This window comes from Carnobacterium gallinarum DSM 4847 (assembly GCF_000744375.1).
GTDB lineage: Bacteria > Bacillota > Bacilli > Lactobacillales > Carnobacteriaceae > Carnobacterium > Carnobacterium gallinarum.
In genome coordinates, this window is record NZ_JQLU01000005.1 from 468,724 (window position 1) to 489,282 (window position 20,559).

13 protein-coding genes, 4 tRNA genes, 3 rRNA genes and 1 riboswitch are annotated in these 20,559 nt (G+C 37.8%); of the genes, 3 read left to right on the plus strand and 17 right to left on the minus strand.

The annotated features are described in order from the left end of the window. Window positions 1-113: 113 nt before the first annotated feature. Together BR43_RS07100 and BR43_RS07105 are read right to left on the minus strand one after the other, a co-directional pair. Window positions 114-1,277: an amidohydrolase gene (locus tag BR43_RS07100; protein WP_034560589.1), complete on the minus strand. Its 1,164-nt coding sequence runs from the start codon at window positions 1,275-1,277 to the stop codon at window positions 114-116. Between the two features lie 22 nt (window positions 1,278-1,299). Beyond that, window positions 1,300-2,499 carry an MFS transporter gene (locus BR43_RS07105; RefSeq protein ID WP_034560591.1) on the minus strand — a complete coding sequence of 400 codons (1,200 nt, stop codon included), beginning with the start codon at window positions 2,497-2,499 and terminating at the stop codon, window positions 1,300-1,302. Between the two features lie 285 nt (window positions 2,500-2,784). Between BR43_RS07105 and BR43_RS07110 the strand changes: the two genes are divergently transcribed. After that, the gene (locus tag BR43_RS07110; protein WP_034560593.1) at window positions 2,785-3,327 is read left to right on the plus strand and encodes a hypothetical protein; all 543 of its coding nucleotides are present in this window, start codon (window positions 2,785-2,787) and stop codon (window positions 3,325-3,327) included. Between the two features lie 111 nt (window positions 3,328-3,438). On the opposite strand, the gene BR43_RS07115 is transcribed toward BR43_RS07110, so the two are convergent. After that, window positions 3,439-4,236, minus strand: coding sequence for a carbonic anhydrase (locus BR43_RS07115; RefSeq protein WP_034560595.1), 798 nt, complete (start codon window positions 4,234-4,236; stop codon window positions 3,439-3,441). A 719-nt stretch (window positions 4,237-4,955) separates the two neighbouring features. Further along, window positions 4,956-5,027: transfer RNA gene (locus tag BR43_RS07120), tRNA-Glu, on the minus strand. A gap of 261 nt (window positions 5,028-5,288) precedes the next feature. Between BR43_RS07120 and BR43_RS07125 the strand changes: the two genes are divergently transcribed. Further along, entirely contained in the window at window positions 5,289-7,115 is a 1,827-nt protein-coding gene (locus BR43_RS07125) for an APC family permease (protein ID WP_034560598.1), read from the plus strand. A gap of 62 nt (window positions 7,116-7,177) precedes the next feature. Here the strand turns inward: BR43_RS07125 and BR43_RS07130 are convergent, their stop codons facing one another. The 8 genes from BR43_RS07130 to BR43_RS07165 all read right to left on the minus strand — a co-directional run bounded on the left by BR43_RS07130 (window position 7,178) and on the right by BR43_RS07165 (window position 14,459). After that, a complete protein-coding gene (locus BR43_RS07130) occupies window positions 7,178-7,453 on the minus strand; it encodes a GNAT family N-acetyltransferase (RefSeq protein ID WP_034560601.1) in 276 nt (91 codons plus the stop codon). Between the two features lie 394 nt (window positions 7,454-7,847). After that, window positions 7,848-7,920: transfer RNA gene (locus BR43_RS07135), tRNA-Thr, on the minus strand. Window positions 7,921-7,947: 27 nt separating this feature from the next. Then, window positions 7,948-8,021, minus strand: a tRNA-Asn gene (locus BR43_RS07140). A gap of 22 nt (window positions 8,022-8,043) precedes the next feature. Beyond that, a 5S ribosomal RNA gene (gene rrf, locus BR43_RS07145) occupies window positions 8,044-8,159 on the minus strand. Between the two features lie 225 nt (window positions 8,160-8,384). Then, a 23S ribosomal RNA gene (locus BR43_RS07150) occupies window positions 8,385-11,305 on the minus strand. A gap of 313 nt (window positions 11,306-11,618) precedes the next feature. Beyond that, window positions 11,619-11,691 (minus strand) — tRNA-Ala (locus BR43_RS07155). A 98-nt stretch (window positions 11,692-11,789) separates the two neighbouring features. Further along, window positions 11,790-13,344, minus strand: a 16S ribosomal RNA gene (locus BR43_RS07160). The 16S, 23S and 5S rRNA genes sit together here with 3 tRNA genes alongside, the layout of an rRNA operon. A gap of 410 nt (window positions 13,345-13,754) precedes the next feature. Next, the gene (locus BR43_RS07165; protein WP_034560604.1) at window positions 13,755-14,459 is read right to left on the minus strand and encodes a class I SAM-dependent methyltransferase; all 705 of its coding nucleotides are present in this window, start codon (window positions 14,457-14,459) and stop codon (window positions 13,755-13,757) included. A 279-nt stretch (window positions 14,460-14,738) separates the two neighbouring features. Between BR43_RS07165 and cbpA the strand changes: the two genes are divergently transcribed. Next, a complete protein-coding gene (gene cbpA, locus BR43_RS07170; RefSeq protein ID WP_034560606.1) occupies window positions 14,739-15,383 on the plus strand; it encodes a cyclic di-AMP binding protein CbpA in 645 nt (214 codons plus the stop codon). 56 nt (window positions 15,384-15,439) lie between these two features. Here cbpA and BR43_RS07175 read toward each other — a convergent pair whose 3' ends face one another. The 5 genes from BR43_RS07175 to cshA form a co-directional block, all read right to left on the minus strand. Further along, window positions 15,440-15,943 carry a QueT transporter family protein gene (locus BR43_RS07175; protein ID WP_034560608.1) on the minus strand — a complete coding sequence of 168 codons (504 nt, stop codon included), beginning with the start codon at window positions 15,941-15,943 and terminating at the stop codon, window positions 15,440-15,442. Window positions 15,944-15,947: 4 nt separating this feature from the next. Beyond that, window positions 15,948-15,995, minus strand: a riboswitch (PreQ1 riboswitch). Between the two features lie 224 nt (window positions 15,996-16,219). After that, the gene (locus tag BR43_RS07180) at window positions 16,220-16,570 is read right to left on the minus strand and encodes a type II toxin-antitoxin system PemK/MazF family toxin (protein WP_034560610.1); all 351 of its coding nucleotides are present in this window, start codon (window positions 16,568-16,570) and stop codon (window positions 16,220-16,222) included. A 237-nt stretch (window positions 16,571-16,807) separates the two neighbouring features. Continuing rightward, a complete protein-coding gene (gene alr, locus BR43_RS07185) occupies window positions 16,808-17,926 on the minus strand; it encodes an alanine racemase (protein ID WP_034560612.1) in 1,119 nt (372 codons plus the stop codon). A gap of 64 nt (window positions 17,927-17,990) precedes the next feature. Then, window positions 17,991-18,341 carry a holo-ACP synthase gene (gene acpS, locus BR43_RS07190; protein ID WP_034560615.1) on the minus strand — a complete coding sequence of 117 codons (351 nt, stop codon included), beginning with the start codon at window positions 18,339-18,341 and terminating at the stop codon, window positions 17,991-17,993. A 284-nt stretch (window positions 18,342-18,625) separates the two neighbouring features. Then, window positions 18,626-20,245, minus strand: coding sequence for a degradosome RNA helicase CshA (gene cshA / locus BR43_RS07195; protein ID WP_034560617.1), 1,620 nt, complete (start codon window positions 20,243-20,245; stop codon window positions 18,626-18,628). Between the last annotated feature and the right edge of the window lie 314 nt (window positions 20,246-20,559).

Below are 20,559 nucleotides of genomic sequence, written 5' to 3' on the forward strand. Positions count from 1 at the left end.
GCAACTCTATTAAAATAATAACTTATTTAACTTAATTATGCTATACCAAAAAAAAGAAAAAACTCTATATAAAAATAAGAATTTTTTCTTTCTATTACAAAATTAAATGAATACTACTTCATTAATAAATCTTTAATTAGTTGCACTTCCATTTTGGCACCAATCGCTAACGAACCTTCATTAATTTTAAACTTAGGATGGTGATTCATATAACCACATCCCTCTTCTACCGTACCACCACCAACAACAAAGAACGATCCTGGTACAACATCTGTATAAGCTGAAAAATCTTCGCCACCCATCATTCTCGGTGGAGTCATAATCGCCGCTTCACCAACCACCTTCATTGCAGCCTCACGGACCATCTCAGTTGCTGCCTCATCATTAATCACAGCACTGTAGCCTAATAGATAATTCAGTTCATAGGTTGCTCCATACATCTTGGTAATATGGTCAATCATCTCCTCGATACGTTGCTTAATATACAAACGTGTCTTAGGATCATTCGTCCGAACAGTTCCTTGGATTCTTGCCGTATCTGGAATGACATTCGCACTGCCGCCACTTGTAAATTCACCAATTGAAATAACTGCACTATCCAAAGCTGCAATATTTCTTGATACAATGTGATTTAGATTTGTCACAATTTCAGCCCCAATTAAAATCGGATCTACCGCTAATTCTGGCGTTGATCCATGAGAACCGACACCTTGAATCGTCAATTCAAATATATCAGATGCCGCAGTCAATGATCCTGAACGCACGCCAACTACTCCAACAGGAATCATTGGAAAAATATGAATTCCAAAAACCAAATCAACGTCTTCCATTACTCCGGCTTCGACTAAAAACTTCGCTCCACCAGGTGGTACTTCTTCCGCTGGTTGAAAAATGAATTTCACAGTTCCAGCAATCTGCTCCTGCATACCCGTTAAAACCTTACAAGCACCCAGTAACATAGCTGTATGAGTATCATGACCACAAGCATGCATTACACCCGGATTCTTAGATGGAAAGGCAACATCTGCTTCTTCTGTAATTGGCAATGCATCAATATCAGCTCTCAACGCCACTGTCTTCCCTGGCTTCGCTCCTTTCAAAATAGCTACAACACTATTCTCAATCGGTGTTGATAGCTCTAAATTAGGAAACGTGCTTAAAAGATCGTAAATATATCTTGCTGTTTCAACTTCATGAAAAGACAACTCAGGATTTTCATGTAAATGCCTTCTCCACTTCACCATATCTTCTACCGGTACCGTTACATGTTCTGTCATTTAAATCGCTCCTTTAATTCATCTATTTTTTTATTTTTAAAAATAAAATCACAACTCCAGATGCTACTCCCATAACTAAAAAGAATAAAAATGCTGTATAAAAACTTCCACCAGCAAAACGAACAAGCTCACCAATAGCGATAGGGGCAAATACGCCACCTAAAACACCACCTGTTCCAATTGTCGCATAACTTGGTGAAAAACGCTCGCCAACAAATAATTTCAAAGGCATACTCATTAATGTAACAAAAGCTACTAACATAGCAAAATTAGCAACACCTAAAAGTAAAATAAGTAATCCTACAGATTCTAACATATATACACCAATCATTGCTATACCACCAATTAAAGAGAACAGCGCAATAATTTGTTTTTCTTTTCCAGCAAAATATTTTCCAACTACGTAACTTCCACCTAACGCACCAACTAAAGCAAAAACACCACTTGCTGAACTAATTGTTCCCGCTTCCGTTAAACTCAATCCTCTTGCAGACGTAAAGAAAGTTGGCAACCAACTTGTAAAGCCATAAACTAATGAATTGATAAAAAATGCACAAATAGTTAAAATCCAAACACGAGAATCTTTCCAAACCATATTAACAGGCATTTTTGTTTTCACTACTACTGTAGTCTCTGAAGTTTTAGCATGCTCCTTTGGTAAAAATAAAACTAAAAACAAAGCAATCGCTAAGGAAAACCCTGCCATAATATAGTACGCAAAACGCCAGCCTGTATTTTCAATTAATGGTGAAACTAACAGTGGCCCAATAACTCCAGCAATCCCCGAAGAAGCTAACAAAATACCTTGAGCAAACGTTCGTTTCTCTAAAGGTAAATTTAATGAAATTTCCTTACTAGCAGAAGCTGGATAACCTGAATGAGCAATTGCCCCAGCCATAAAACGAATTGCCATAAAATAAAACAATGACATCCCAAAACCAAACAATGTCATGAAGATTGCAATAAATACAATAGAAGAAACCAATATCTTTCGTGAACCAATCTTATTATTTAACAACCCCATTGGTATTTGCATGAATGTATACCCTAGAAAAAAAGCACTCATTACCAGACCAGTTTGAGATGTTGTTAAATCAAATTCTTTTGCAATAGGAACTAAGGCTACACCAATACTTAACTTATCTACATAAATCATGATATACCCCAAAAACAAAGTAAATATCATTAAATTACTCTTACTTTCTTTCATTTCCCCTGTCATTCTCTCACTCCTTTTTAATCTATACTATTAAATATACTAATTTAATTAAAAAAAACAACATTATTTTAAGGCTAACAAACTTTTATTCATATAAATAGTTGAAAAGAATCTAAATATTTCATTCATGTAACAATAAAAAAATAGAAAACTCTTTAAAAATGGATATTCATTCTTAAATCTAATAAAAAAAAACTTTCTGTAATATAAATGTAAAAAAAGACTTGATAAAGTAATCTTAACTGTTATAATCGTAATATAGAAACAAATTAAAGGAGTGTTTTACTCATGAAAAAGCAAAAAGTTATTTTAGCTACTATATTAACAGCAATTTTTCTCTTAACAATTTATCAAAATAATACTGACAAAGCATTACCAGTAGTTTCAGCAAACACTATCTCTCAAACTAAAATAAAAGAATCTACTATCATTACTAATCCTGTAACTAATGAAAACGTAACGACTCAATCTGTAGTCGCTGACATAGATACTAAGAATAACTCAACTATAACATCTTCTGAAATTCCAATAGAATTAACACCTGAAGAAGCTGCTGCTTCTCAACAAGATCCTATTACTATTGATTTAACTTACCAAGGAACGTGGAAATCATTAGATGGTAGTCAAACGATTATTGGTGATTCTTCTGGCTTTAAATTTGATGGTGCTCCATTTGGCTGGTTAGTTCGCTATGCTAAAACTGATAATGCTTTAATTTTTGGCGATACTAATTACCGTACTTTCAGCGCTCGTCTTACAGATAACGATCACCTAATTATTGAAAAAATTGACGGTAGTCAAACAACAGAATTTACACGGGAATATCAATAAAAAAGATAGACACTCTCTGATGGAAATTGGAGTGTCTATCTTTTTTATTGATTCACTATTAATTAAGCCGTTAAATAAAGAACACATAGCCCTTTTTAATAACTCAACTTACTAACCTTCTGTATGTTTTAAGATAACTCGCTCATTCAATGGTTGAACTTCACGATTATTAGCATCATAGTATTTGTTGAATTCTTCAATCTGTTCTTTAGAAACTTCAACAGGAGTTTCCATCATATACCACTCAACATTCTCAGAAAGTGGTGGTGTTGTTAATGAACCTAAGTAATGATAATATGTTTTATTTGTTGGAAGCATGTCAGCAACTTGAATTGTTCCTGCAACTTCAGTTTTTTCACCTTTTTTAATATTTTTCAAAACACTATCAAAGCCAACATTAGCTTTACCTTCTTTGAAAAACACTCCAATTACAGCTAAGCGTCCATCTTGTGCTTTATTAACAAAATGCGCTTCAATCGGGAAATGTTCACCATTTAAAGTATGTTCACTCTCTGCGTGGAAATGAAATTGGTTTAATTCATAATTGCGACCATTAATTACCGCTTCACCCGTATCATTTACTTGAATGCTATGTCCATTATCGACTTCATCAATTACTTGATCCTTATAGTTCAAATCAAGAGTACCTGCATCTTTCATTGCCTCAGCCTTATTCGTTACAATATCAATTGGTGATTGTGAATCGCCAGACTCAAAAGTCCAGTCACTTTGATTACCATAGTCAAGGTGATCATCATGCCCCTCTTTTTTCTCTTCCTTTTCACTACTTACTCCTTTTTCGACCTGTGTACTACTTGTTGTACTTGCAGTATCCTTAGTTGTAGTGCTACAACCTGCTACTAGCCCCATTGAGACAAGAGTTACTGCTGTTAAATATTTTAATTTCATCTTTCATTCCCCTTTCAACTGAAAATAATAATAGCATATTTTCACTTAAAATTGGTTTATTCCTTTTTTTTTTTCTGATGCTTTTTTGGAAGTAATAAAAAACCATTTTTTTACAAATTTATGATAAACATATATTTATTGACATAGATTAGCACTATTCTTGATTAGAACAAGCTTTTCAGCTACTATGTAACTATAACAAGGTGTAAGAGAGTCTTCCCGTTTTCATTTTTTTATCTAACAATAAATAATTGAAATAAAAATATTTATGAATCAAATAGAATCATTATTAAAAACTTATGTGAATAAATCCGGAATTCTGAGTATTCAGGTAGGATTTTTAATTTAACTCAACATTCTATTCATTTTCATATTGAAAGAAAAACACTAAAAAAGTTGGATTATTTAGTGCTATTTGAAAAAAATCAACTGTTTACTTATAAAGATACTACAGACTTTCTCGTAATTACATGCATAGAGAATAAAAAATGTTCTTTTGAAGGAAAATATTTATCAAACTGCTATAAACTGACAATTCAAGTTTGTCCAACCTAGTAATCTCTGACTAGTCTACAAGCACTTAAGAGTCAACATTGTCACTATTTTATTGATCTAACTACAGCAAAATTAGATACTTCTCAACAACTAAATCATCTTTATTCTATAGAATAAACAAAAAAAGATTCTTTGAATTTTCATCAAAGAATCTTTCAAAAAAATGACCCGTACGGGAATCGAACCCGTGATACCGCCGTGAAAGGGCGGTGTCTTAACCGCTTGACCAACGGGCCATAAGCTTAATCTATTCATAAGCACAAGATTTATTATATAAAGAAAATGGCTATTTGTAAAGCAAAATTTTCATTTTTTTTAAATATAATAAAACATTTCAAATTCCGTTAGTTGATCGTTTAGCAATTGATTAAAAGAAGAACCTCTATTATTTTTATTTCTTCATGGATTCTACTTGCTTATCAGTCAAAAGAGGTATATAATCCCTAGTTTGTGGGCATAATTTTTTATCTAATTTTATTTATTAAGGAGTTATTAAAATGTGGAGTGTGATTAAGCGTTATTTAATTGGAAAGCCTTTAAAAACTTCTGAAGAAGGTGACCAAAAATTAGGACGTTTTAAAGCGTTAGCTCTTTTATCTTCAGATGCATTGTCTTCAATTGCATACGGGACAGAACAAATTGTTTTAGTTTTAGCTACTTTATCTACCGCGGCTATTTGGTATTCTCTACCATTAGCAGGATTAGTTTTAATTTTATTATTAGCACTTGTTATTTCTTATAGACAAATTATTCATGCTTATCCTCATGGTGGCGGAGCCTATATGGTTTCCAGTGAGAATCTAGGTAAAACTTCAGGTTTAATTGCTGGTGGTTCATTACTAGTCGACTATATGTTAACTGTTGCAGTTAGTGTTTCTGCCGGTACAGAAGCAATTACATCAGCTATACCTGCACTCTATAACCATCGTGTACCTTTAGCAATACTCATTGTTGTTTTAATCACTGCAATGAATTTACGTGGTTTAAGAGAATCTGCTTCATTCTTAATGTTTCCTGTCTATTTATTCGTAGCAGTTATTACCTTGTTAATTATCGTTGGAATTGCCAAAATAGCATTAGGTATGGCTCCTTTTCATGCTACCGCTACAGTTGGAGCCATTGTTCCAGGAATCACCTTAGGCTTACTATTAAGAGCCTTCTCCTCAGGTTCCTCTTCCTTAACTGGGGTTGAAGCCATTAGTAATGCTGTTCCTTTTTTCAAAAAACCACAAGCACAAAACGCAGCTGGAACATTAGCTTTAATGGGAGCACTCTTAGGTTTCTTCTTTGCTGGAATCACCTTTTTAAACTATTGGTACGGAATTATTCCAGTTGAAAAAGTAACCGTACTTTCACAAATCGGAACTTCTGTTTTCGGCAAAGGTTTTCTCTATTATTTATTGCAATTCTCTACTGCTTTTATTTTAGCTTTAGCAGCCAATACAGGTTTCTCAGCATTTCCTGTACTTGCTTACAACCTTGCTAAAGACAAATACATGCCACATATGTATTTAGCTAAAGGAGATCGCTTAGGATACTCTAATGGGATAATGACCCTATCCATTGGTTCCATCCTTCTAATTACCCTATTTAACGGTGAAACTTCACGTTTAATCCCATTATATGCTGTTGGCGTGTTTATCCCTTTCACCTTATCTCAAACAGGCATGATTATAAAATGGAACCGAGAACGACCTAAAGGCTGGTTCACAAAATCCATTTCTAATTTTGTTGGTGCCTTTATTTCCTTTTCAATTTTTGCTATTCTACTATTCTATCGCTTAAATGAGATTTGGCCATTCTTCATTATTATGCCAGTCATGTTGTTTATCTTTCATAAAATTCATGACCATTATCAAAAAACAGCATTGCAATTGCGCTTAGATCATTCTGTTCCTATCGTTTATGAAGGAAATACAGTAGTTGTGTTAATTAGCAATGTTACGAAAGTAACCAATCAGGCTTTAAACTATGCCAATAGTATTGGTGATAATGTAATCGCCATGCATGTTTCCTTTGATGAAAATCCTGAAAAAGAAGCTGAATTTATGATAGAATTCAAAAAGAATTATCCCGATGTCCGATTAGTCAATTTACATTCTTCTTACCGTACCATTATTCACCCAGTAGTACGTTTTGTAAAATTAGTTGAAGCCAAATCTACACAAAAAGGGTTTACCACAACTGTCTTAATCCCACAATTTTTACCAAAAAAACCTTGGCAACATATTTTACACAACCAAACAAGCTTACGCTTAAGAGCTGCTTTAGTTGCTAAAGAAAACATTGTTGTTTCTACCTACAGCTATCACTTTAAGAAATAAATAGATAGGCAAAAAAAGACAATAGGAAGAGTATCTTCCTATTGTCTTTTTTATAGCTCACTTTATTTTGCTTCAATATCTTGATATTCTGGTTTACGATCAAATTCAGCTCTTGCAAAAGGACACAAAGGAACAATTTTCTTACCTTCTACACGCATTTCATCTACAACACGTTTTACAAGTTGTCCGGCAATCCCTTGGCCACGTAGAGAAGGGTCTACAAAAGTATGATCCAAGATTACTTTTTCTGATCCTGCAGGAACATAAGTTACCTCAGCAATCATTTTGCCATTCTCATCATTTTTGTAAAAACGGTTTTCTGATTTTTCAAATTCCATTCATTACACGCCCTATCCTTTTTATTCTAACTCTATTTTAACACTAAGTTAGAAGATAGTCAGTAAATTAACTTATTTTTTATTTAAAAAAAAGGTTCTATAATATATCGTGTTGATGAGTGAAACACTCACCAACATTTCTTTGTTGAAATCAAAACCAAGAAATACTGATCCTAGTTAGACTAAAAGATCAAATTACTTTGGATTTAACCGAAAATTTATCTCGTAAATACATTGGACAAACCCCAAATGACTCAGATACAACCATTGTTCTTATTTTACGGTCAGCTAGTCCAAAAAAGGAAGATTTTTTACTCGATTGATAAAGAGCAAAAAAATAGACAGTGATAATTTCTTATCATGTCTTTAAAATTATACCATTATAAATAAAAAAAGCCACTTACCAGATTTGAACTGGTGACCCCTTCCTTACCATGGAAGTGCTCTACCGACTGAGCTAAAGCGGCAAATTTAGGTCTTTATAAAAAAAAATACTCCGCAAGTAGGACTCGAACCTACGACATCATGATTAACAGTCATGCGCTACTACCAACTGAGCTATTGCGGAATAATAAATATGAATCAATCTCGCGTGGCAACGTCCTACCCTCACAGGGGGAAACCCCCAACTACTCTCGGCGCTGAAAAGCTTAACTGCTGTGTTCGGCATGGGAACAGGTGTATCCTTCTCGCTATCGCCACCACACTTTTTTTCCGCCAACTTACGTTGCGACTCTTCGGCTGTTTCCTTCACTTTTCTCCTCATGTACATTAGTACATTCCGATGCTCGCTCAGTTACATCCTCGATTCACTTGCAATTTGTTGAAAAAATGCTTTGCTGATTCATTATTTAATTGAAAGAAATTGTTCTCTCAAAACTGGTACTGTATTAAAGTAAGTTGTTCTGTTGCCTTCTTCACCGTTTCTTTCTTGGTTAAGTCCTCGACCGATTAGTATTGGTCCGCTCCATACATCGCTGTACTTCCACTTCCAACCTATCTACCTGATCATCTCTCAGGGGTCTTACTTGCCGAAGCAATGGGAAATCTCATCTCGAGGGGGGCTTCACGCTTAGATGCTTTCAGCGTTTATCCCTTCCACACATAGCTACCCAGCGATGCTCCTGGCGGAACAACTGGTACACCAGCGGTGTGTCCATCCCGGTCCTCTCGTACTAAGGACAGCTCCTCTCAAATTTCCTGCGCCCGCGACGGATAGGGACCGAACTGTCTCACGACGTTCTGAACCCAGCTCGCGTACCGCTTTAATGGGCGAACAGCCCAACCCTTGGGACCGACTACAGCCCCAGGATGCGATGAGCCGACATCGAGGTGCCAAACCTCCCCGTCGATGTGGACTCTTGGGGGAGATAAGCCTGTTATCCCCAGGGTAGCTTTTATCCGTTGAGCGATGGCCCTTCCATGCGGAACCACCGGATCACTAAGCCCGACTTTCGTCCCTGCTCGACTTGTAGGTCTCGCAGTCAAGCTCCCTTCTGCCTTTACACTCTACGAATGATTTCCAACCATTCTGAGGGAACCTTTGGGCGCCTCCGTTACTCTTTAGGAGGCGACCGCCCCAGTCAAACTGCCCGTCTGACACTGTCTCCCGCCACGATCAGTGGCGAGGGTTAGAGTGGTCATACAGCAAGGGTAGTATCCCACCAATGCCTCCATCAAAACTGGCGTCCTGATTTCTATGGCTCCTACCTATCCTGTACAAGCTGTACAAACACTCAATATCAAACTGCAGTAAAGCTCCATGGGGTCTTTCCGTCCTGTCGCGGGTAACCTGCATCTTCACAGGTACTATAATTTCACCGAGTCTCTCGTTGAGACAGTGCCCAGATCGTTACGCCTTTCGTGCGGGTCGGAACTTACCCGACAAGGAATTTCGCTACCTTAGGACCGTTATAGTTACGGCCGCCGTTTACTGGGGCTTCAATTCTGAGCTTCGCCGAAGCTAACCCATCCTCTTAACCTTCCAGCACCGGGCAGGCGTCAGCCCCTATACGTCATCTTACGATTTTGCAGAGACCTGTGTTTTTGATAAACAGTCGCCTGGGCCTATTCACTGCGGCTGACCAATTGGTCAGCACCCCTTCTCCCGAAGTTACGGGGTCATTTTGCCGAGTTCCTTAACGAGAGTTCTCTCGCACACCTTAGGATACTCTCCTCGACTACCTGTGTCGGTTTGCGGTACGGGCAATTTCTTTCTAACTAGAAGCTTTTCTTGGCAGTGTGACATCAGAAACTTCGGTACTTAAATTTCCCTCCCCATCACAACTTATCCTTATAGTCGCAAGCATTTAACTCACGTCAAGACTTGTTGCTTAGACGCGCATATCCATCAGCGCGCTTTTCTTAGCCTACTGCGTCCCTCCATTGTTCAAACAAAAGAAACTGGTACAGGAATATCAACCTGTTGTCCATCGCCTACGCCTATCGGCCTCGGCTTAGGTCCCGACTAACCCTGGGAGGACGAGCCTTCCCCAGGAAACCTTAGTCATACGGTGGACGGGATTCTCACCCGTCTTTCGCTACTCATACCGGCATTCTCACTTCTAAGCGCTCCACCAGTCCTCACGGTCTAGCTTCGACGCCCTTAGAACGCTCTCCTACCATAGAACCAATGGTTCTATCCACAGCTTCGGTGTACTATTTAGCCCCGGTAAATTTTCGGCGCAGGGTCACTCGACTAGTGAGCTATTACGCACTCTTTAAATGATGGCTGCTTCTGAGCCAACATCCTAGTTGTCTAAGCAACCCCACATCCTTTTCCACTTAATAGTAACTTTGGGACCTTAGCTGGTGGTCTGGGCTGTTTCCCTTTCGACTACGGATCTTATCACTCGCAGTCTGACTCCCGGATATAAATCAATGGCATTCGGAGTTTATCTGAATTCGGTAACCCTAGAAGGGCCCCTAGTCCAAACAGTGGCTCTACCTCCATGATTCTTAATTCCGAGGCTAGCCCTAAAGCTATTTCGGAGAGAACCAGCTATCTCCAAGTTCGATTGGAATTTCTCCGCTACCCACACCTCATCCCCGCATTTTTCAACATACGTGGGTTCGGTCCTCCAGTGCGTATTACCGCACCTTCAACCTGGACATGGGTAGGTCACTTGGTTTCGGGTCTACGACCACATACTCATTCGCCCTATTCAGACTCGCTTTCGCTACGGCTCCGTCTTCTCAACTTAACCTCGCATGTAATCGTAACTCGCCGGTTCATTCTACAAAAGGCACGCTATCACCCATTAACGGGCTCTAACTATTTGTAAGCACACGGTTTCAGGTACTCTTTCACTCCCCTTCCGGGGTTCTTTTCACCTTTCCCTCACGGTACTGGTTCACTATCGGTCACTAAGGAGTATTTAGCCTTGCGGGATGGTCCCCGCGGATTCCGACGGAATTTCTCGTGTTCCGCCGTACTCAGGATACACAACAGAGTGAACTTTGTTTCAAATACGGGGCTTTTACCCTCTTCGGCAGACCTTTCCAGGTCGTTTCTTCTACAAAACTCATTTATGACTCTTAATGTCGTGTCCTACAACCCCAACAAGCAAGCTTGTTGGTTTGGGCTCTTCCCGTTTCGCTCGCCGCTACTCAGGGAATCGAATTTTCTTTCTCTTCCTGCAGGTACTTAGATGTTTCAGTTCTCTGCGTCTACCTCTACTAGCCTATGTATTCAGCTAGCAGTAACATTCTATAAAAAATGCTGGGTTCCCCCATTCGGAAATCTTTGGATCAAAGCTTACTTACAGCTCCCCAAAGCATATCGGAGTTAGTCCCGTCCTTCATCGGCTCTTAGTGCCAAGGCATCCACCGTGCGCCCTTATTAACTTAACCTTATTTGTTGGTACTGCTTCAGTCTTCATCGTCTTGTTCCTTCATTCACTTCTTACGTACGTTAGTACGCTTCGAGGCTCATTGCAGTTCAATCCTAAAATTCTGTTGCATTCCTGCACAAATAGTTTGTGTGGAAGATTTTATTGCTAAAACAATCCTGTTAGTTAATGTTTATTCATTATCTTACGATAAGAACTAATTAAAAAACTCATTTAAAACGCGGTGTTTCTCGGTTTCTTACTTAACTTACTTTTTTAATACAGTATCCAGTTTTCAAAGAACAAATTCAAGTAATCTAACAAAAGATTACTAATGGAGCCTAGCGGGATCGAACCGCTGACCTCCTGCGTGCAAGGCAGGCGCTCTCCCAGCTGAGCTAAGGCCCCTTTTTAAAAGGTATTTAATTAATTTAGTTCAAAAAAAATTAACCTCTCAAAACTGAACAAAATAAAGACGAATGTGTTGGGTTCCGTTAATTCCTTAGAAAGGAGGTGATCCAGCCGCACCTTCCGATACGGCTACCTTGTTACGACTTCACCCCAATTATCTATCCCACCTTAGACGGCTGGCTCCTAAAAGGTTACCTCACCGGCTTCGGGTGTTACAAACTCTCGTGGTGTGACGGGCGGTGTGTACAAGACCCGGGAACGTATTCACCGCGGCGTTCTGATCCGCGATTACTAGCGATTCCGGCTTCATGTAGGCGAGTTGCAGCCTACAATCCGAACTGAGAATGGCTTTAAGAGATTAGCTTGGCCTCGCGACCTTGCGACTCGTTGTACCATCCATTGTAGCACGTGTGTAGCCCAGGTCATAAGGGGCATGATGATTTGACGTCATCCCCACCTTCCTCCGGTTTGTCACCGGCAGTCTTGCTAGAGTGCCCAACTGAATGCTGGCAACTAACAATAAGGGTTGCGCTCGTTGCGGGACTTAACCCAACATCTCACGACACGAGCTGACGACAACCATGCACCACCTGTCACTTTGTCCCCGAAGGGAAAGTTCTGTCTCCAGAATGGTCAAAGGATGTCAAGACCTGGTAAGGTTCTTCGCGTTGCTTCGAATTAAACCACATGCTCCACCGCTTGTGCGGGTCCCCGTCAATTCCTTTGAGTTTCAACCTTGCGGTCGTACTCCCCAGGCGGAGTGCTTAATGCGTTAGCTGCAGCACTGAAGGGCGGAAACCCTCCAACACTTAGCACTCATCGTTTACGGCGTGGACTACCAGGGTATCTAATCCTGTTTGCTCCCCACGCTTTCGAGCCTCAGCGTCAGTTACAGACCAGAGAGTCGCCTTCGCCACTGGTGTTCCTCCACATATCTACGCATTTCACCGCTACACGTGGAATTCCACTCTCCTCTTCTGCACTCAAGTTCTCCAGTTTCCAATGACCCTCCCCGGTTGAGCCGGGGGCTTTCACATCAGACTTAAAGAACCGCCTGCGCTCGCTTTACGCCCAATAAATCCGGACAACGCTTGCCACCTACGTATTACCGCGGCTGCTGGCACGTAGTTAGCCGTGGCTTTCTGGTTAAATACCGTCAGGGGATGAGCAGTTACTCTCATCCTTATTCTTCTTTAACAACAGAGTTTTACGATCCGAAAACCTTCTTCACTCACGCGGCGTTGCTCCGTCAGACTTTCGTCCATTGCGGAAGATTCCCTACTGCTGCCTCCCGTAGGAGTCTGGGCCGTGTCTCAGTCCCAGTGTGGCCGATCACCCTCTCAGGTCGGCTACGTATCATTGCCTTGGTGAGCCATTACCTCACCAACTAGCTAATACGCCGCGGGTCCATCCATAAGTGGTAGCCGAAGCCACCTTTCCTTCAAGAATCATGCGATTCCTGAAACTATGCGGTATTAGCATCCGTTTCCGAATGTTATCCCCCTCTTATGGGCAGGTTACCCACGTGTTACTCACCCGTCCGCCACTCACTTGGTTAGAAAGCAAGCTTTCCAACTTCGTGCGTTCGACTTGCATGTATTAGGCACGCCGCCAGCGTTCGTCCTGAGCCAGGATCAAACTCTCATATAAAAGTATGATTAAGACCGAAGTCTTATGCTCATTTTTTTGACTTGCTAGCGAATATTTATTCACTTTTTTGTTTGTTCGCTTCAACCTTGTTGAAGCTCCCTACACATTTGGTTCGTCTTACTTTGTTCAGTTTTCAAAGGTCAATAGTTTGTTTTGACAACTTCTATATATTAGCAAATATATAAATGTTTGTCAACACTTTTTTAAAATTTGTTTTTTGTGTTAGACGCGAATACGTCGTAACGACATGTATTAATATACCAAGATATTCTGAATTCGTCAATAGTATTTTATACATTTTTTCATTTTTTTTATTTGATTCTATTTAATTCCTTGTGGTTATTGAATTTCAGTAGAAATAAAAAAGGATTTTATTCAAATTTAATTGTATAAAATCCTTTTTTATAAGTTTATTTTTCTTCAATTAAGTAAGAAAAATCTGTTTCATCTTGTTTCACAATTAAAAGTAGTCCATCTCCTAATGGCAATAGGCTACTTTCAATAGAAGGATGTTCCATAACTACTTCTAGAAAAGCATTTAATTTTTTGTGTATTGCTCTTGAGCGTTTTGGAATTTCTTCTTTAGGAAGTAAAATTGTACCACCTTGCAACACATCGTCTACTATCAACATTCCACCAACTCTTAATAATCGCATACATTCTGGGAAAAAATCGTAGTATTTTGATTTTGCGCTATCCATAAAAATAAGATCATATGGACCCGTTAATGTTGGCAAGATATCTGATGCTTGCCCTTCTAGTAATGTTACTTTATCAGTTAATCCTAAAGTTACATAATTTGCTTTAGCTTTTTCAATCATTACATCAAAACGATCTATCGTTGTAACATGTCCTTTTTCTCCAACATGTTGCGCCATTAAACTAGATGAAAATCCTATTGCTGCTCCAATTTCTAAAACTTGTTTAGGTTTTAATTGTCCTAATAATAAATTAAGAAACACAACTGTTTCATGTGGAATGATTGGTACACCACGTTCATTCGCTCCACGTTCAATTTCACCTAGTTCTCCTGCCAAAGGCTTTTGCTTTTTCCGAATAAAATCTAGCACATCTCTATTTACTACTGGTCTGTCCATCATTTCGTTAATTGCCATTTTCCTACCTCTTTCATCTATCATATAATCTAAATTTAGGATTGGATTTTTTTGACTAGAAATCTGTCTCATGTAACATAAGTCTGTTCTATTATAAATTCCTCTTTATAAAGAAACAAGCCTTTAATGAAATCTTTTTTTGCACTCGCTTCATTTCTTACTAAATATCTCTGTAAATATATGTGAAAACATTGTATCCTTCGCATTTTATGTGGTATCATCAAGTATACGTTCGAATTAAAAATTAACTAATTATACTTTATATAGGAGGATACCTTTATGTTAATCAAATCACTTTGTATTCCTAAGAAAAATTTAACGACTGTTAAAGAAACGGTTACTCTTCAAGAAGCAATTGAAATTTTAGAAGAATCAGGTTATCGTTGTGTTCCAATTTTAGATGAAACTGGTACGATTTTCCGCGGAAATATCTACAAAATGCATATTTACCGTCATAAAGCTAACGGTGGTGATATGTCCTTACCTGTTACTCATTTATTAAAAAATGCGACTAAATTTATCTCAGTTGATTCTTCATTCTTCAAAGTTTTCTTTACAATTAAAGAACTACCATACATTTCTGTATTAGATGAAAATAATCGCTTTTATGGTATTTTAACTCATAGCTCATTACTAGGCATGTTACAACAATCTTGGAGTGTTGATGCTGGAAGCTACGTTTTAACCATTGCTTCATCTGGTTTAAAGGGTGACTTAAGCAATATGACTAAAATTATTAACAAATATTGTACGATTGCTAGTTGCATTACTTTAGATGTAGAAAAAGATGAGTTAGTTCGTCGTACAATGATGACTCTTCCTGCTGGGGTAACCCAGGAAACTTTAGACCAAATTATTGAGCATTTAGACAAACGTGGTTTCCGTGTTGTTGAAATTGAAGATTTAAGTCGCTTGAATAGCTAATTTTTATAAAAAAGAGTGTACCAATTAACTGGTACACTCTTTTTTTGTTCTTTCATTTAAGCAAATACGCCTTTTCCTTCAATTCGATCGCTAAAGTGTAAAACTTTATCTAAATTTTTCATAATTGGCATACCAACCAATAAAACTGTCACTTCACCAATTACAACAGATGTATAACCGGCCCAAAATGGAACTTCTAGAGCAAGTAACAATTCCCATGCAATCAGAGTTGAACTTAGAGCAAATAAAACTAAAACTACTGACATTTTTAACCAAGTATTGTTTAAATACTTAATAATCATGACTGCCAACACTAGTGAAATTAGTGATTGACCAACACCAAATATCATATCGTATTGAATGATAGGAGACCCTAAGTTTGAAATTAATACTCCAGCAACAATTCCAGGAATATACTTTTTATTAAAGACAACTAGGTAATTGAGCATTTCCGCTACTCTAAATTGCACTGCCCCATAAGACATAAAAGAAAGTGCTAAGGTTATAACAACATAAATCGTTGCAATCGTCGCATTAATCATTAATGTTTTTGTTTTCATATTTTTCCTCCTAGTTTTTTTTCGTGGGATGGTATGAATGAACCACGTTTGTGTTTTTCTTGAAAATTAAATAGTCTAAAGTTTTAATCATTTAAGAATCACTAGTGGTTATTTTACGCGATTCGTTTCATGAATACAAGTTATTTTCTTAAGCAACTTCTCTCTTTAAATAAAATGCCTAAATAGATGAACTAAAAAAGCTACCTACATTTTAAACTGTAGGTAACTTTTTTAGCTTGGAAACAATAATTTTCCCAGAAAAAATTAAGTACATTTTTAGACGCTACTAGAAAGTCCGACACTCACTTCTAAAGCTTCATCAACTTTTTGCATTAATTGATAGTCTAATTGTGTTACTTTATCTTTTAATCGCTGTTTATCAATCGTTCTAATCTGTTCTAATAAAACAACTGAATCACGTTCTAATCCATGATTTTCAGCTGAAACTTCTACATGAGTTGGCATTTTTGCTTTTTGTATTTTAGCGGTGATTGCCGCTACGATAACGGTGGGACTGTAATGATTCCCCACATTATTTTGAATAATTAAAACCGGACGCATTCCACCTTGCTCAGACCCTACAACTGGAGATAAATCTGCAAAATAAACTTCCCCGCGTTTTACCATAGGTATTCTTCTCCTCCTCACTATATCAAATTAGGAAGTAGAGTAGCTGTCCTTAAATTACATTTGAACCTAATGTGCAGCAACTCGTCTATTCTTCATACATGATATTTTCTATTTTCCGACCGTCTTAAATACTTTCTATAAATCATCTTTATTGATTAACCATCTCTAGTTATTAACTGTGAAACATAATCACTCAGGTTTGTATGTAATGATTTTTCCAAATCACTTACAATTTCATTGATAGACTCTTGGTAAACGAGCAGTTAACCCACAGGTAATTTCATAATGAATAGTATCCAAATGCTCAGCTAACTCTTGCATCGTGACTTCATCCTGCTGACTCTTCCCCACTAGAACGACTTTTGTTCCCAAAGGAAATTCTTTCGGCAAGCGAATCATACACTGATCCATGCAAACTCTACCAACAATTTCACAACGGTAACCCTCTACCAAAACAGTTTGCCCTTGCAAGCTTCTTCGCCAGCCATCTGCATAACCAATTGGCAACGTCCCTATCCATTCGCCTTCTTTACTTTTATACGTGGCACCATAGCTAATCGTATCTCCTTGATGCATTTGCTTGACAGCCACTAGCTTAGTTTCAATGCTCATAGCTGGTTCTAATGCAAAGGGAAGTTCAAGCTCCTGTCCTGATGGATTCAGTCCATACATGGCGATTCCTAATCGAACAATACTTTTTTGATTGCCTAAATGCCATAAGCCAGTCGCACTATTTGCGGAATGAATATAAGGCGGAGCTTTTTTCAAACTCTTCACTAATTTCTCGAATTTATCAGCTTGACTCTCAAACAAATCAGCATTTTCAATATCTGCCGTAGCAAAATGTGTAAAAATGCCCTCAAAATTAAAGGCTTTTACCTTTGATAGATAAACCTCAACTTCTTGCACCTCAGCTATAGTTCGTAAACCAATTCGACCCATTCCCGTATCTATCGCCAAATGAATCGATAACTTTTCAGTACAACGACTACTCACTAATTGACGATTAGCATCTTTCAGCCAGTTCAAGCTACTAACATTCACTCTTATCTGATACTTTGCTAACAAATCAGCGTACTCAGCATCAACAATTCCTAAAATTAAAATAGGTTCCGTAAAGCCTGCATGCCTTAACTCTAGAGCTTCATCAAGAATAGCTACACAAAATCCGTTAACACCTGCCTGGCGAGCAATTTCTGCAACTTCCAATGCTCCATGCCCATAACCATTTGCTTTAACGACTGCATAAACTTCTGTATCTGCTTCTAGGTAGTTCATTTCATTTTTCAAATTATTATAAATAGCATCTTTATGAATAATGGCCACTGTATCTCGATGTTTACCAGATATCAATTAATTTCCTCCTTATTCTATTATTTTTTAATGCAAAATAATGCCTACTTCATTCTTTTTATTATTATGTCTCTAAAACTACTTGAGCAGCAGCAATAGCGGTTGTATGGGTAATCGAAATAAATGCATTTCCTTTAAATGGACTTTTGGTTACTTCAGGTTTTCCGTAATGATTATTTAAAATTTCAATATCTTGAAAACCGACTTTGCCTATACCTGTTCCTAAGGCTTTGGAAAAAGCTTCTTTAGCAGCAAAACGACCTGCTAAAAACTCAATCTGACGGCTTCCTTTAAAATCATTAAAAATGAACCATTCCTTTTCTGTTAGTACTTTTTTTGCAAATTTTTCACTTTTTATATATGCTTGCTTAATCCTAGAAATCTCAGTTAAATCTAAACCGATTCCAACAATCATTTTATCCCTCTTTTATGTATCTTTATTAGTGACTTATTTATCATTACATTATAATGTTTTCATAGTTTTTCACAAAGTTTAGTTAAAAACTAACTAGATGTAATTTTATCAAAAAAAAATTCATTTGTCATCTTTTATACTTCGTTTTTCTCTCTCTTTTTCAATTCTTTTTCTTCGTTATTTATTTTATAAAAAATCGTTTGCATTTTTTCCCTTTTATACACCGATTTTATACAAAGAAAAAGTCAGTTTCCCTTTTAAAAAGGAAACTGACTTTTTTAGTTTTAGTCTTCTTTATTACGGATAGTAAAGTTACGATCTCCGCCACTACGACGATTATCTGAAGATTTACTTCTGTTGTTTTTGCGAGCATCACTGCTTCCAGCTGAAGTTCCGCTACGTTTAGCATCTTTACTCCAGTTTCCACCACCGCCACTACGACGATTGTCTTTGCTTCCACCACTACGGTTTCCGCCACCACGACGATCTCCACCGCCGCTATTGCTTCCACCACGATATCCACCTTTACCACGATTTCCGCCACCACTGCTGCGACCACCGCCGCCGCCACTTCCACCTTTACGGCTTGGTAATGGACGTTCAGGGGTAATTTTAACAGGGATTTCACTAGCATCTTTAGAAATACTCTTCAAGAATGCTGCTGCGATATCTGTAGTATCATAATCTTCAAGTAATTGAGCTGCTGCTTTTTCGTAGCGCTCTAGTTCATTACTCTTGATTAATTCTTCAGCTGTTTCCATAGAAGCTTTTACTTGACCTTCAAAAGCTTCAGCATTTGTTGGTGGACGTAAAGCTGTCATTTTTTTCTTCGTTAAATCTTCAATCACACGTAGGTAGCCCATTTCATTTGGTGTAATGAATGTTACGGACATACCTTCTTTACCAGCACGACCAGTACGACCAATACGGTGAACATAGCTTTCTGGATCTTGTGGAATATCGTAATTGTAAACGTGAGTAACTCCTGATATATCTAATCCACGAGCTGCTACATCGGTTGCAACTAAAATATCTAAATCACCTTTTTTAAATGATTTTAAAACACTCATACGTTTTTGTTGTGATAAATCGCCATGGATTCCTTCAGCACGGTAACCACGCATTTCTAATCCTTTAGCTAATTCATCAACACGACGTTTTGTACGACCAAATACAATTGTTAATTCTGGTGTTTGAACATCTAATAAACGTGTCATAATATCAAATTTCTCGAAATCTTTACAGCGAACATAATATTGATCGATTAAGTTAGCTGTCATTTCTGTAGCTTTAATACGAACATGTTCAGGCTCATTCATGAATTTAACACCGATACGTTTAATTGCATCTGGCATTGTTGCTGAGAATAATAATGTTTGACGAACACTTGGAACTTCTTTGATAATTTTTTCGATATCTTCTAAGAATCCCATGTTTAACATTTCATCAGCTTCATCTAAAACTAAAGTTTCAACATGATCTAATTTTAATGTACGACGGTTAATATGATCAAGTAAACGACCTGGTGTACCAACAACGATATGCGGTTGATCTTTTAAGGCACGGATTTGGCGGCTAATATCTGCTCCACCATAAACTACTTGAACACGAACTTTTTTGTCACGACTTAAGCGGAACAATTCTTCTTGTGTTTGGATAGCTAATTCACGTGTTGGTGCAATAACTAATCCTTGAACGGTACGGTTAGTAAGATCAATTTTTTGTAACATTGGTAAACCAAAAGCAGCTGTTTTACCAGTACCTGTTTGTGCTTGACCAATTACGTCTTTTCCTTCAAGTGCCAACGGAATCGTTTGTCCTTGGATTGGTGTTGCTTCCTCAAAGCCTAGACGTTCAACTGATTGTAATAATTCGGGTGATAACCCTAATTCTGAAAATTTCAATTTTTTTCCTCCCATTTGGAAAACCTTTAAGAGAGATTTTTGCGAAATACAGGCGATGGATTTTTGTTTGAAAAATGCCTGCTGCTGTAACTCCATATAAAAACCTGGTGTCTGATGTACGAAAATTCGTACTACACCAGGCCCCTCATTTCATATCAAAAGCTTGGAGAATCTCCAAGCTTCTTTTCTGCTTATCTATTCACAAAACCCTCAACGGTTTTACTTTTTCTTTTATCTTAGCAATAGTAACATGAATACCTTTAGTTTTCAATCAATTTGAAGTAATGTTTCAATGAACACGTTTTCTACATTAG